This window comes from Nitrososphaerota archaeon (genome assembly GCA_016872055.1).
Lineage (GTDB): Archaea > Thermoproteota > Nitrososphaeria > Nitrososphaerales > Nitrosopumilaceae > Nitrosotenuis.
The window spans coordinates 197199-211995 of the sequence record VHBH01000001.1 but is presented as its reverse complement, the minus strand read 5'-3'; the positions used below and the strand labels follow the sequence as shown (position 1 = coordinate 211995).

The following is a 14797-nucleotide window of genomic DNA, read 5'->3' as shown; positions in this document are numbered from 1 at the left end:
AGGTAGAAAAAATGAGGACTTTGCCCCTAGCTGGCGTATTTGCAGCTTTACTATTCGTTGGAATAATCGGAGTATCATATGGTGCAGAGGATTTGGCGAACCACGTCGTAATTAATGAGGTAGACACGAATCCTGCAGGCGATGACTCAAAAACAATTTCAGAATGGGTCGAGCTGTACAACCCAACAGATGAAACGGTGAATGTTGGCGGATGGAAAATCGCATCAACCACTGTCACAAAAAAGACCCTAACTCTGCCATTTGGAACAATGATAAAGCCAGGCCAGTTCCTGGTCTATTCTCACCAAAGCATGTGGTTTACTGATGTCTCAGAAAAAGTCCAGCTAAAGAACAAGGATGGCGAAATCATTGATGAAACCCAGGTAATCACTGATCAGAAAAATGATTTCCAGTCTTGGCAAAGAAAATACGACGGCGTAGTATCTGAAGCAAACGTCTGGATTTTCAAGTCGTCGTCTCCAGGCTCTTCTAACGGCAAGATTCCTGGCGCTGGAACAAAATCAACAGAACTAACTGTATTTGTTAAGTCGGACAAGAAAAATTACATTTTTGAGGAGGTCGCAATTATCTCTGGAAACGTATCAAAGCGAGTATCACAGGAAAAACCATTCTTCTCACAACAACAACTACGAATAGACATTGACGGTCCAGGCAAATTCACAAAAACAATTACAATTTATCCTGACCTGAATTTGGAATACAAAACCCAGATAAAACTAGACCGAGTCCTCGGTGCAGTTGCAGGAACATATCGCGTTGATGTAAAGTACGGGGATGTGACTGACTCGACAATATTCTCAGTAGGAGAAAAAGTCATAGCAGACCTAGAACAAGAAATATCGGACCTTTCAATTTCCACTGATAAGTCTACATACATTCCAGGACAAACAGTCAAGATTTCTGCCTCTACTAATAATATCATTCCAGGGGCGGGCCTCAAGTATACGGTATATGATCCAAATGGAATCCAGATATTTTCTGGTAATCTATTCCCAGATAAGTTCGGCGAATTCACTGGTAATTTCTACATGAGTCCAACCAAGCCAGTCTATGGCACTCTAGATATTGTGGCCGACTATGGCAAGCAACACACTGAAACATCATTTGAGCTTGCAAAAGACGAAAAAAATCCCGAGCAAATAATTCTGGTAACTGACAAGGATGCATATGCACCAGGCGAGCCAATTGTAATTTCCGGTAGGAGCAACAAACATGTAGTTGCACTGGACCTGGAAGTGATTCAGACAGGCACTGGCTCCATTGGCAATACCGTAAATAATATCTTCAAAATCAAAGACCAAGTAAAGCTTGCGGGTGACAGCACATTTAGGTACGAGCTCAAAATCCCAGCAGGAGAAATCAATCTTGGTGATTTCACAGTAACAGTATCTAAAGAATTTGGCAAGGCGACAACTGATTTCAAAATAGTAGAAAATCCAGAAGAATATTTGGCGACCCCAAAATACTTTGTAAAATCCGACAAGGAGCGATATGTCCCAGGAGAAACTGTACTAGTCAACGGACACGTCGAGCTTAGACCGCGTAGTAGCTTTGAGGCAGCACCAATATCGATATCTGTCATGAATGACAAGGGCCAGCAAATCAAGGTGTCACTTCCTGGCACCAAACAGCTAGTCAAAGACAAGGTAGTGACTAAGGCAGCTACTTACTCGTTTACTGCAATTCCTGATGCTGTAGGAAATTTCAAGCTTGACTTTAAGATAAATCAGTCATCGTTTACCCCTGGTGTGTATACAATTCGAGGAATGTATGACACTAGAATCTTTGAGACCACATTTGTGGTGGACAAAGACATTGATGTCAAAAACAGGGAAATTCTAGCCACATTAGACAAGGAAGTCTACGGCCTAGGCGAAACAGTAAATCTGGAGGGAACACTAGTCAGTGGACAAAACAAAGTCAAAATTGTCATAACAAAGCCTGATGGCAAAACAGTGGGCAGTGGAGCACAAATATACAATAGCAAATTCACTTGGAGCTGGACTACGCCAACAAAGGACTTTGATCTGGCAGACATTAGGGACCAAAGGCAGGCACGTCCAACCGTATTTGGAACATACAAAATCTCTGTAATTGCAACCTCGCAGAGTATAGACTTGTTCTTCAAACTATCTGGGAATCCCTCACAGGACACATTGGAGGTAAAACCAATTGAAGTGAAGTCAAACAAGGCAGTCTATCGTCCCGGCGAAAAGCTAGAAGTGACTGGTACTGTGATTAAAAGACAAGATGATACTCGCACCATATATGGTGGGGTACCTGAGAGAGTAAACGTTGAGGTACGATCAATGTCTAACAAGATCATCTTTAACTCTAGTTTAGATTTGGACAATGGAGGCGCATTCAAGACAACGTACGATCTTCCACTGAATATATTCAAGGATGGAAAATACAAGATTGTTGCAACATACCAAAAGCTACTAGCAGACGCCACATTTGAAGTCAAAAACAACGTTCCTCTTGGAGTCACGGGTAAAACCACGCTAACAATTACCACAGATAAGGACGCATATCTTCCGGGAGATACTGCATACATTACCGGTACCACTAACAGGATTCTGTACTTGGACAAACTTGACTTGTTAGTGGAACACAAAAAAGATGACAAAATCGACTGTGGATCGTTCTACTGTGGTCTAGGCAATAAAAAAGTCGATATTTCCCGAAGTTATAAAAACGGATTTTACTCGTATGATTATAAAATTCCGGCAAACTCGGCACTTGGAACATACGAAGTGATCGCAGATACGGATTTTGGCACCTTCAAGACTACCTTTGAGGTGGTAGAAAAGTTGGCCAAAAAGGTAACCAGTAACGTGAAGATATCTGAAAAATTCAACAGAATCACTGACCCAATAGTGGAAGTTGCCCTAGTAGAGCAGATAAAAGATGATCTAGTGCTTGCACCAAATACACTACAGGGCTCCATGGCTGTGTCAAGGGGGGCTGAAAAGACTACCAACCTCACAATTCTGGCTGACGATGGAACATGCATCATAGGACAGGCAGAAGAATGCCTAATCTCAGAACCCACCAAGACGAAAGATGCAGTATACCAAATTGTGACAATTGCAGGGCTGCCTTACAAGGTTACATATTCAGGTCCTAATCCAATCCTAGAGAAATTCAGCATTTCTCCAGAGCAAGACAATGGCATCATTCCAGATTCTGCATGGATAATCCAAGTCGAAAATCATGTTCCGTCTGCCAAACTATACTATGAGATAGTCTACAAACAAGTCCAGTAGGAAGATATTTCCCTGTTTTGTATTCGGCATTATGAACGTCCAGGTACTGATGTTTCACCAAGATGATCCAAAAAAATGCACTGCTGCTAAGCTGGTAAAGTTCAATCTGGCAAAATCTGTCACAAGGATGGCGCAAAACACAATCATACTGGATCCTTTTGCAAAACAAACCCTATTGTACCATGACGCAAACATTGCCGACTCCATTACAGGAATTGACTGTTCATGGAACTTGGCAGATACAACATTTAAAAAAAGATTTGGAGGAATTCCAAGAAAATTGCCACCGCTTTTGGCAGGCAATCCCGTAAACTATGCCAAGCTTGGCAAGCTTACAACAGTTGAGGCAATTGCAGGTGCCGCATTCATTTTGCGATATGATGCCCTTGCAATGGAGTTACTATCAAAGTTCAACTGGGGCCACACATTTTATGAGCTAAATTCCGAGCTGCTAGTAGACTATTCCAAGCTAGAACTAGAAGAGCAGATCCCGCCCCTGCTTGCAGAATACGGAATTGTACAAAATATTGACTGAGTAGCAAATAAGCTATTCAGGGTAAAGATTTATTCAAACACTCTTTGGGGTCGGTTAGACATGGGAAATGAAGTACAAAATGCGGGATTTACGCGTAATCTAGGCCTGTTAGATGTGATTATGGTGGGCGTTGCCGCGATGATAGGTGGCGCCATCTTTGTCCTTGTCGGTCCAGGAATGGGCGAGGCAGGACCAGCACTAATGCTCGCCTTTTTACTTAACGGAATAATCACAATCCTTACTGCTTTCACATATGCAGAACTGAGTTCTGCACTTCCAGACGCCGGGGGTGGATATCGCTGGGTTCGGGAAGGAATGCCCAGGCCTAATGCGTTTTTGAGTGGGTGGATGTCTTGGTTTGCACATACCATAGCCGGCAGTCTTTACGCGGTGGCATTTGCATCTTTTTTTGCCCACCTTTTGGACATGGCGGGGATTTTGGAATCATCCGACTTGGTAGAAAAAGGATTTGCGGCAATGGCAGTGGTGATCTTCACATTCATCAATGTTCGTGGAACTGCTCCAACCAGCAAAGTTGGAAATGTAATCACGATAACGCAAATAACGATAATTGGCGTATTGATTGTCGCAGCATTATTTGCAATGGCTTTTGTAAATCCTACATGGCCGTCGAACTTTTCAGACTTTTTCCCGCATGGAATATCCGGTCTTGTAATAGCAATGGGTCTGACCTTCATTGCGTTTGAGGGATATGAGGTCATAGCACAAACGGGAAACGAACTCAAAAACCCAAAGAAGAATCTCCCAAGGGCAATCTTCATTTCACTGTTTGTCGTAATTGCAATTTACATTCTCTTTACGTTTTCATTCATTGGCGGACTATCATCGGACAAGGTAGGCCAACCATCTTGGGAGTTCATTGGAAGCTTTGGTGAGCTAGGAATACTGGAGGCTGCAAAGAACTTTATGCCATTTGGAGCAATGCTTGTGCTAGCAGGAGGGTTTGTCTCTACGCTTGCTGCGCTAAATGCAACTACGTACTCGTCTAGCAGGGTCTCATATGCCATGGGAACTCATTACAATCTCCCACACTTTTTTGGCAAGATTCATCCAAAGTACAAAACTCCTGCGATTTCCACTATTGCGTCTGGGATCATAATGCTTGTGATGGCATTGTCGTTAGACCTGACAGGCCTTGCAATTGCTGCAAGTGTCATGTTCTTGTTCTTGTTTGCCCAAGTCAACTATGCGGCAATCACAATACGTCGACTATATGGAAAAAAGCTGGACTATTCTTTCAAAACGCCATTTTTCCCAATTATTCCAACGCTTGGAATCTTGTCCGCAATTGGGCTGTCTGTATATTTACTATTTACAGAGCCTGAATCATGGGTAATTGCAATAATTTGGATTGTATCTGGATTTGTTATCTACAAATCTTACACCTCAAAAAAAGAAATACAGCACTATGCCCCGCTTGTGTACAACCAGGGACCCAAAGAGCGAAAGGAATATCGAACTCTAATCGTCTATCACCCAAAATATGTTAACAATTATTACAAAATAGCAAATTCCATCATCCAAGAAAAACAAGGCGAAATTTCATTTTTGAGTGTAGTAAAGATTCCAGTGCACCTACCACTTGATGCCACAAACAAGGTTGCCGAATCAGAAATAGAAGAATTCAATGAACTCAAGCAGCAAATTCCGCAATCCATTCGGCACCGATATTTGGTTCGCATCTCTCACGATGAAACCGACGCAATACTCTCTACTGTGGAAGAGCAGGGAATCAATCTGGTCATAATTGACTTCGCGTTTTTGAGAAATAACAGAAAACTCCTTTCCCTTTCGACCTGTGACTTTATTGGTGTTCGGCTTGGTACTAATTTTGAGCAGGATCTGGCAAATCTTGTGGTGTCATATGATAAAGGGAGACACTCTGATCTCGGGCTGCGAGTGGCACATGCAATTTCCCGGGTACATTCGTCTAGAATTCGTATAGTTCGCGGTGTTGTGGAAAAGCCAGAAACCGAAATTGAAATCATGAACAGAATTAATGAGATTATGTTTGATCTTGACATCAAAAAGATCCAATTTGAAAAGGTCTACCCAAAAACAAAAAATGTTGCACCAGTACTGCTTGAGAGCTTTTCTAAAATACAGGACGAGACAATAATTTTGGGTGCAGGCAACCAGGCAGACTCGGCATTTTCCCCAAAAACACTGGAGGTAGTAGACAAGACAAAAAAATCACTCCTTGTAATTCGCGACCACCAGTTCTCAGAATTCAATACCCGAAGATTTTGGAGAATAATCTCGTCTAGGATGAGGGAAAACAGACATCTTTACAAAATCTATGTCGACTTTGCACACCTTGGCTACGTCATTAAGGAAAAGCGCACCCATAAGTATGATGAGGAATACTTTGATTCCAAGTTCAAATAGTGTAAATATCTGATTATACCACAACACAATGCGAGCTGGTGGACGATTACTGCGAAAGCAGAGGAAACTCCTCCCTCAATGCAGATGTGTGTTGCGGTGACGCAAAGCCAGAGATGGTAGGCAACAGAACAGAAAAAAATCCGAACTGGAGCACTATGATGGGAATCCCTGAGATTTCCAGCAGATGGAATGAAAAATCTGCCCCACACAGAGAAAAGCCAAACAGAGCCGGGTTCTGCACCTATGGTTCAGGTAGGCTGCAAAGCGAAATGTCGTTTACAAACAGAAGGAGGGTTATGGCCAGCACGCAATTTTATTTCAAACCAATCCTGATGTTGATCTTTAGCTTTTCAGTTGTACCAGAAGGAGACGTATTGTCCGTGAATTTGAGCTGGGCAGTAGAGCCAATCTTTACTATTTTGCCGTCAATTTCCTTTGGCATCTTTAATGTTACTATGAACTGGTTTGTGTTATCACCCGTCTCTCTTAATGCTGATGTCTTTGCCTCAAATGCCGAATTTCTCAAAGTAGTTCGGATTCCATTTTCACCCCTGAACTCTATTAGGCTGAGTGAAATGTTGTCAGCAGCCCTTGAATCCAGATTAAAGTCTGGATCATAGATTCTGACTTGAAATGTTTGACCTATTCGGATATTTTTTTGCGATGTCTCTAGTGACGCCGTTGATTTTTTTGCTTTGATTGACTTTGATATTGTCTGGGAGTTGCCTGATGCATCAGATTCGTCATTGTATGTTATCACTAGAACGTCGCCCTGCGTTATGTCGCGGCCATTGATTGTGGTGGGAATTGAGACCTTGCCTAGAAAGACCCCTGAATTAACACCTGTTTCTACAATTTTAGATGGTCCGGAAATACTAGTTCCTGCAAGCTTGAATTCCAACAATCCTAATGTAGAGACTTCATCAATTCCTCGGTGAGACTTGTTGAGATCATCGTCATGCAAAAAGAATGTGACTGTTCCTCCTGGCACTAGTACCGTGCTTGCCTGAAGCATCACTGTCAAAAATATTCCAATTAGTTGTATCATGGTTTATCCTAGTACATTTTTGAGCTTGTTTGCGAGAACTGGTTTTTCAATATTACTCATGATAAACTCTATGTCGGACTGGTCATCCACATCCCACATTATTCTGCTAATTAGAGCAAACGTGGTTGGAATATTGCGGGACTTGGCAGTGGTTAGGTGAATTTTATAGCTGTCCTCATCATAATGAGTCTCCATTATGTTAATCGGACTACGCAAAAGCGCGTTTGTGCCGTCAAATTTTCTTGATGGCACAACAATCAGATGTGGTGTTTTTTGGTATCTTAGAAGTTCATTGATGTCTTGGGCTCTAATCAGAGGAATGTCTTGCGGGAAGACAACCGATACATCAAAATTATTCTCAAGCAGGTATTTTTCTGCGAGTGCCACTGCGGCGTTTACCCCATTTTCCAATTCGTCATAGATCTGGATTGTGTTGTATTTTTTTGCTATCTCGAAGGCTGATTCGTCGCGCGATACAATGACTGTCTTGTTTATCTGGGACTGGGAAATTGCGGACAATACCTCTTCTAGCATTATTTTGCATAGTTGTTCTGTTTTGTCTTGCGATAATCCCAGTCGGCTTTTTGCCTTTGAAAATGTCTTTACTGGGATGATTGATGCTATTTGCAATCTATCTTGAGTTCTTGAGAACAAATGATGCCAATGCATCTTCTGCTATTTTATTAGTCATCTTGATGCTAGTGTCAAAGACCTTCATGTCTAGATTCTGAATTCGTTTCGTCAGCAGTTTATCCTTTGAATCAATTACAATGCTTCCGCAAACGTCTGAATACATTTGTGCAACGCCGTATGGAGAGACTTCAATTCCGGCTGCTTCCATGTATTCTGCAGCCGGACCAGAAAATGCCTTGTTGCCAATAATTGGACTTATTGCGATTACCTTGCGTCTGTTCTTTGAGAGCTCTTTTCTAATTCCCTTTATCTGAAGCATGGGGCCTATGCTAGTCAGGGGGTTACCCGGCGCGATAACTACCAGTTCTGAATCATGAATTGCATTAACTGCCTCTGGGTTTGGCCTTGCCTTATCTGCACCGATGTACTGTATTCCTTGGACTTTGTCCTTGCCCTTGTACTTTACCCAGAACTCCTGCAGATGCATCTCTCCTTTTTCTGTAGTGATTCTGGTTTCAATGGTGTTATCGGTTACAGGCATTATCTTTGCCTCTACTGCGAATTTCTCACACATCCACTTAGTGATATCTCCTAGGTTCTTGCCGTTCTTTAACATGTTTGTTCTAATTAGGTGGGTCGCTGCATCCCTGTCGCCGATTCTAAACCATGTCTCTTCGCCAAAGATTTCCATTTGTCGCAAAAATCCAAAGGTGTCTTTTCTAATTCCCCATCCTTTTTCATAATCCAAAATATCTGCCAGACCATAAATTATTGTGTCAATGTCAGGACATACATAGAGTCCATACAACCAGTAATTGTCTCCAACATTGCACACCACATTTACGTCGCGGGTCTGCGAGATCAAACCACGGACAAGCTTAACAGAACCTGTGCCACCAGCCAGAATTGTTATCATAAAACCCTTTTTGTATGATGCCACGGATCAATATTACCTTTTCAATAATGTACCAAAACAACACAAAACAATAAACTCAAAGAAAAACTGTAAAAAATTCAAAGAAAATTTGTTTTGTAAAATTTCTTGTCGATTTTCATTATCCAAGACAAGATTTATTACTGCGCAGACAAGCGTACCATCGTGAATAGGGGTTCACTATTAGCGTTTTTAGTTTTGTCTATTTTGGTTACAGGTTCTGTCTCTCCGGTATTTGCAGCTCAGTTGAACTGGGATGCAAAAACCCCAGAAACTGCCGAAGTCCCACACTTCAAGTTCCAGCGAACTGCCTACATTGAATACGAGGAAGGGGGTGCAATAGCAGAGGCACTGAGAGGAAAATCAAAGTCAATCGACTTTACCGTAGACAAGTCTGCCCCCGGTGTCAATATGCTGATTGAAAAACTAAATGAGAATTTACAGGAATTACAAAGTTCAGCACGCATATCTGATATCACTATCGACTATCACGCATCGCTCTTTGGAAGAGGTGAGAATACATCAGTTGACTATAGAATTATTCTGACTCCAAAAATTGACGGCTACCTGATCAAGCCGTACACTGAAGGCTCTCCGGCACTCTTTGACATTTTGTGGAGAGGAATACAAGTTAATGACTCTATTGTAATTACCACAGAAGAATACGGCGACGTTGAAATAAACAAACCAATTTCATTCTACGAGAAAAACTATCCCGAAGTTGCAGCCCAGATGACTGGCGAGGCAAGAAATGTAATGAACATTCCACTGATTGATGCATCAGGTATTGGCAGACTAGGAATTGGCAACTGGCATTTTTTGGCAGACCCGACTGGCATTGTTGCAGAGACTAGCAAGTACGGATTTTCTGGCGCCAAAGTAGTAGTATCGTCGTTTACAATGGGTGAGAGCAGTTTCCGTGAGGGACAAATCAAGGAAAAGGAATTTGAGGCAACATTTACTTCCGATAAAACTTATCACATAAGAACAATCGAGTCTGGCGACTCGGGAAACATTTTCATCGCAGGCTATGCATCACCTGACCAACTAAATGGTGGCGAAGTACTGGGCGTATCACCTACGACCCCATCGACTGGAGCGCAGACATCTTCTGGCTCGTTCCCAATATTCATCGTATATGGAATGGCCGGCATGGCAGCAGCCGGCGCAGGTGGATTCTTTTGGTGGAGCAACAAAAAAGCAAAGAAAGATTCTGAACTCATCCAGACTGGAATTGACCCGAAATATCTACGAGGAGTTGATACTAGCGAGGCATCTGGCGGATACAAGACCAACAGAGGAGAAGCAGAACTCATATCTGATGATTCATCCTATAAGCAACACACTAGTGTCTATGACCAAGGTTCTACACGTGGCTCACTTCCAGCAGGATATGACAAGCCAAAGGACGAATCAAAGCCAAGCTCAAGCCGCGGCTCTATGCCTAAAGGCTGGAAACCATCTTAGAAAATTTCTAACTTAGATATTCTGAATTTTTTGCCAATTTGTTCTTTCTATACTCTAGTACACTTAGTGTAATTGCCAGTATGCCTGTCAAAAGCAAAAGTATCTCTATTGTCAAAATTAAAGAATGTGAAAAAGAGTCCATCACTCTTATTTCGTTGACGCTGGACACCAAATACGCATAAGAATACACTACATAGTTTATCGCCCAATGGATTAGTAAAGCCACAACAAAGCCATACCTATAGTATACCCAGCCGATTATGATTCCTGCCATTGCCGCTTGAGCAAACTTGCCATTGCTCCACTGATCTGATAAAACATGGGCTGCGCCAAACATCACACCAACCACTACGACAAGTATGATTGCCTTTTTTGGGCTGGTAATTGGCAGATTTACAGATGGGTTCCACAGTGACTTGAAGAACAATTTTGCAGATGCCCTTCGTGAATATAAAAAAAACAACGGAATGCCGACTAGAATTACTCTAAATCCTAACTCTTCAATTATTGGCGCAATTGCGATTCCTAAAAATCCCGTCAGGTCGTTCTCAAAGACAGGTGGCGTTATTGTTATTCCTACCATCTGTTGTATAATATCGATTAGTGCTGATAGTACAACAATAATTGAGAACCACTTGATAATCTGGACTAGGTAGCTCCCGTCCTGGGACTCATACGAGCCAGCCATAATGGGGGATAATACCTTGAGAAAATTCTTTTTTGGACCCATGCTGGATATTACAAATAAAACCAGGAATACGGCCCAGGCGGCAATGAAGACATCTCCGATTCCAAGCCAACCAAACCAGTCCTGCCCACTCAGAAAATCAATCTCTGTTACTGGTAATGCATAGTCAATACTTTTTCCTATCTGGGAGTTGAAAAACAAATACGCACCTATTGGAAATGAGAGTATCATCAGCCCAAAAATGACTGATACTAGTGCGGAATATGGAATTGCTAAACCTTGCAGAATTTTGTGGTCTTGCATTTAGTGGACTTCGATACTTGATTCGGAAAATCCTAATCTGACTAGAGTTTCTTTCATGGTATCGCGGTGGTCTCCTTGGAGGAAAATATAGTCATCCTTTGTCGTACCTCCGCAGGCGTACTTGCGTTTCAGTTCAGATAGCGTTCCGTTTAGGTCGTTTAGCTTCGAATCAAGTCCATCAATCATCGTGCCCTTTTTCTTAAATCGCCTCTCTTCTAGCCTAATAACAATTTTAGTTGATTCTTTGTTAAGATCGCCGCAAGCACACAAATCTTCAGGTAGTCCACATGTGTTGCAAATTACTGCCATTATTTTACTAAAACAATTTCCTTGAGCCGACTATTAAGCCTTATTGGGATTTCTTGCAAGTTTTTTTATGAAAGACTTGGTGTATCATATCATGTCGGAGAATCTTCGAAAAAAGGCAGTAGATCTGTTGCTAAAGGGCGCAACACTTCTTGCAGAGCCATGTCCGTATTGCAAGGGAGTCCGCGTAATGAAGGACGGTAATGCCCTATGTGTCAGCTGTGGCAAAGAACCTGACCAGAACAAGGTTGTGGAACCGCCGAAAATAGATCAGCCAGCAAACTCAATCCTGAACTCTATGAACAAAAAGCTGGAAGTTCTCACAAAGGAACTAGAGGTGGAAAAAGACCATGAAAAACAACAACAAATACTAAAGTCGATTAATGCGCTATTGGAGACTGTATCCAAGTTGCAAAAGTGAGATTGTGTAGTCTTGGATATTCTGCATCATTAAACGTTGACCAAAAGTTACATCATCACTACTTATTGATAACGAATGAGGCCTCAAATGATAAAGTTTTTATCTTTAGTGCCTAGCTTCACAATCAAATGAGCAGTAGTAAAAAGAAAAGCGCACCATTACCCGCATCATCTGCAGGTTTATTGCGCTTCTTTGAAGACGAAACTAAAGGATACAGACTCGATCCACGAATCGTCCTTGCAATTCCAGTCGGCCTAATTGTAGTATCTTGGATGCTTGACCTATTCTTAATAAAATAAAGACCGAAAATGACCGAATCATACGATGATGTATCTAAAATACACAAGCGTTATTCCCTGACATTACTTACACCGTCATCAAAATACCATTCACTGATATTTTCTGGAATTATTGCAGCAATAACTGGATATTTAATTTTGACAACATATCTTGAGCGACAAGACGAGCTCATATTTCGCCTGCCGATCCTAATGGGAGTTCTATTAATAACACAGAAAATCGACGCAAGGCTAATTCGAAATAGGGAATACTCCAAGGCGCTACATATGTCGCTTTTTGGCAACATGTCGTGGCTTGCAATTGTGCTAATGGGAATGGTGGCATTTTTCATTTTGGGAAAACCCGAATTGTCATTGTTGTATGTAACACAAGGAATGCTGATTTTTACCAGCTTTAGAATCGGATTGCTCACAACAACTCTGGGACTATCGATGACTAAGGCATGGGTAATTTGCTTTGTCCAACCAGCTGCAATGTATCTCGTTTTGATTCCTCAGGAGCTCTGGATATCTTCACTAATAGACCCAATTGTAATGGCAATAGGTGCCACGTTTTTGGCAATTGCGTCTGTCTGGTCGTATCTTACAGATAGAGCGGGCCGCCCAGAAGTCAAAAGCACACACGAGCTAATCCAGGCATATTTGGCATCTAGGGGTAGAGAAAACTATGAAGAAGTAGAATCCATAATCGAGTCGCGCTCAAATCCATCAAATGTTCTGACATCACAAATTAGGTTCCAGTCAAATAATGGAGACTTTAGGATGGTCTTGCCAGAGGTTCATCCAGGACCATACCATCCAATTGGAGGAAGCAATATCACATATAGAATCTACAAGACGCTAAACTCGTCTGCAATGGTAATGCACAGTGTCTCTGACCACACACTGAATTTACCGTCGCAGAATGCGGTAAACGATTACCTTGGAACATTTTCAACCAATGTGGTTCTCAAAAAAGGATCTAATTGTACAGAGCCCGTAACGGTTACTGTGAACAAGGCACGCGTAACCGGTATACTCTTTGATAAAACCACAATCTTATTTTTGTCGCTATCGCCACACGGAATGGAGGATGTCCCAAGCAACATCAAAAAGGAAATAGAGCAGCTTGCAAGTAATCGCGACTTTGAGAGAATCCTCATAGTGGATTGCCACAACGCTATGGGAGCGGAAATTGGTCAAGAAGACTCGCAAGACATGCTCAAGGCGGCAAAAGCAACACTCGAATCCTTGGTTACAAAAGAATCCTATCCCCTAGAGTTTGGCTATGCAAATTCTAGCGGCATGGACGTAAAATCAACTGATCTTGGTCCTGGTGGATTGGGAGTGCTATGCCTGAAAATTAATGGCAAGAAGTTCTTTTTTGGATGGTCTGACTCTAATAATATGGAAAATGGCGTGCGCGAGCACGTAGTGAATTATTTTGCAAAAAATGGTATGGTGCTAGTGGAATTGTGCACATCAGATACACACTTTGCCTCTATTGTGGTACGCACGAGAACTGGTTACTATCCGTTTGGCAAAATCACAACGCCAGAAACTCTGACAAACTGGTATTACACAATAGCAAAGCAGGCAGATTCCAAACTTGAGCCAACATCTTTTGAGATCCTAGAGCACAAAGCGGAGGTCAAAGTTATGGGTACTGCAGTCATCGAAGATTTCTCCAAAGCACTAGACAAGTCGCTGCTTTTGACCAAGGGATTTGCAATTGGAAGTTTCCTAATTTTTATTGGTTCTCTTTTCCTATAGTTTCTACATTTTCCAAGTTCCCGTAAAACTCGTCCAAAAAATTCCCAAGCTGGAAAATGGGAACAATTGGGACCTTGTCCACAAAGCTAACCCTGTCCTGGTATAGTGTCACTATGACTGGGGCCGCAATTACGCCCTTTGTCTTTGTGACATAGTGTTTTGTGCGCTCTATTTGCTTCTGGACGATTTCATCTAGTGCTGATGGCGTCATTTTTTTCCAATGCTTGCAGTCAATTAACATCGCAATACCAAGTCTGATTCCTACAACGTCGATTTCCATGCGGGGGTTTGTAAGGATTAGATTCCGCATTGTGGCGAAGTCGTGAATTTCAAGTATCTTTGCTGCCAGCCCCTCAAAATCCTTCCAGTCCAAGTGTTTTGCTATTTCGTCTACCAAAACCCCCTTACTTAGGGCAACAATTACCGCTCGCAGCTTGTCACCTTCCTCAAATTCTATTATTTTTCCGTCAAAGCTCCCAATTTCGTTTGCGGCAAGCTCCTGAATCATGCGCCTTGCTGTATTTTTATCTGTCTTCGATACAATTGCAAAATCCTCAACTGATATTCCGCCCGGTATTATTCCGTCGATTCCGTCAAGCCATGATCTTGTACTCAATTTGTTTTGTTTTGTGTTTTGTAAATTAAAAGGATTGCATGTGATTTGTACCAATATAATATTATACAAAACATCATTGGAGCTTTAAATTAGATG

General features: G+C 42.0%; 13 protein-coding genes and 1 other RNA gene. 8 read left to right on the top strand and 6 right to left on the bottom strand.

The window, feature by feature from the left end; all coding sequences use genetic code 11:
- Positions 1-11 precede the first annotated feature (11 nt).
- The 4 genes from FJ354_01170 to rnpB all read left to right on the top strand — a co-directional run bounded on the left by FJ354_01170 (position 12) and on the right by rnpB (position 6543).
- Positions 12-3290: a hypothetical protein gene (locus tag FJ354_01170; protein ID MBM3905282.1), complete on the top strand. Its 3279-nt coding sequence runs from the start codon at positions 12-14 to the stop codon at positions 3288-3290.
- A 31-nt stretch (positions 3291-3321) separates the two neighbouring features.
- A complete protein-coding gene (locus tag FJ354_01165; GenBank protein MBM3905281.1) occupies positions 3322-3825 on the top strand; it encodes a DUF367 family protein in 504 nt (167 codons plus the stop codon).
- Positions 3826-3885: 60 nt separating this feature from the next.
- Positions 3886-6234, top strand: a complete 2349-nt coding sequence (locus FJ354_01160) for an amino acid permease (protein MBM3905280.1) — start codon at positions 3886-3888, stop codon at positions 6232-6234.
- Positions 6235-6264: 30 nt separating this feature from the next.
- An RNA gene (rnpB, locus tag FJ354_01155) (RNase P RNA component) lies at positions 6265-6543 on the top strand.
- A gap of 4 nt (positions 6544-6547) precedes the next feature.
- Here the strand turns inward: rnpB and FJ354_01150 are convergent.
- The 3 genes from FJ354_01150 to FJ354_01140 are packed head-to-tail and all read right to left on the bottom strand — an operon-like array spanning position 6548 to position 8831.
- Positions 6548-7282, bottom strand: a complete 735-nt coding sequence (locus FJ354_01150; GenBank protein ID MBM3905279.1) for a hypothetical protein — start codon at positions 7280-7282, stop codon at positions 6548-6550.
- 3 nt (positions 7283-7285) lie between these two features.
- Positions 7286-7912, bottom strand: coding sequence for a 2-phospho-L-lactate guanylyltransferase (gene cofC / locus FJ354_01145; protein MBM3905278.1), 627 nt, complete (start codon positions 7910-7912; stop codon positions 7286-7288).
- 1 nt (position 7913) lies between these two features.
- Positions 7914-8831 (bottom strand): 2-phospho-L-lactate transferase, encoded by a 918-nt coding sequence (locus tag FJ354_01140; GenBank protein ID MBM3905277.1) that lies wholly within the window; start codon positions 8829-8831, stop codon positions 7914-7916.
- Between the two features lie 126 nt (positions 8832-8957).
- Here FJ354_01140 and FJ354_01135 point away from each other — a divergent pair, with 126 nt between their 5' ends.
- Positions 8958-10316, top strand: a complete 1359-nt coding sequence (locus FJ354_01135; protein MBM3905276.1) for a hypothetical protein — start codon at positions 8958-8960, stop codon at positions 10314-10316.
- A gap of 7 nt (positions 10317-10323) precedes the next feature.
- On the opposite strand, the gene FJ354_01130 is transcribed toward FJ354_01135, so the two are convergent.
- Together FJ354_01130 and yciH are read right to left on the bottom strand one after the other, a co-directional pair.
- A complete protein-coding gene (locus FJ354_01130) occupies positions 10324-11307 on the bottom strand; it encodes a CPBP family intramembrane metalloprotease (protein ID MBM3905275.1) in 984 nt (327 codons plus the stop codon).
- Positions 11308-11616: a stress response translation initiation inhibitor YciH gene (gene yciH / locus FJ354_01125; GenBank protein ID MBM3905274.1), complete on the bottom strand. Its 309-nt coding sequence runs from the start codon at positions 11614-11616 to the stop codon at positions 11308-11310.
- Between the two features lie 91 nt (positions 11617-11707).
- Between yciH and FJ354_01120 the strand changes: the two genes are divergently transcribed.
- The 3 genes from FJ354_01120 (at position 11708) to FJ354_01110 (ending at position 14085) form a co-directional block, all read left to right on the top strand.
- Positions 11708-12034: a hypothetical protein gene (locus FJ354_01120; GenBank protein ID MBM3905273.1), complete on the top strand. Its 327-nt coding sequence runs from the start codon at positions 11708-11710 to the stop codon at positions 12032-12034.
- 128 nt (positions 12035-12162) lie between these two features.
- Complete coding sequence (locus tag FJ354_01115) at positions 12163-12333, top strand: preprotein translocase subunit Sec61beta (protein MBM3905272.1); 171 nt, start codon at positions 12163-12165, stop codon at positions 12331-12333.
- A gap of 9 nt (positions 12334-12342) precedes the next feature.
- Positions 12343-14085, top strand: coding sequence for a DUF2070 family protein (locus FJ354_01110; protein MBM3905271.1), 1743 nt, complete (start codon positions 12343-12345; stop codon positions 14083-14085).
- Here FJ354_01110 and FJ354_01105 read toward each other — a convergent pair.
- On the bottom strand, positions 14063-14701 hold the full coding sequence (locus FJ354_01105; protein ID MBM3905270.1) for a hypothetical protein: 639 nt from the start codon (positions 14699-14701) through the stop codon (positions 14063-14065). The two genes, FJ354_01110 and FJ354_01105, sit on opposite strands and share 23 nt — an antisense overlap.
- Positions 14702-14797: the final 96 nt, after the last annotated feature.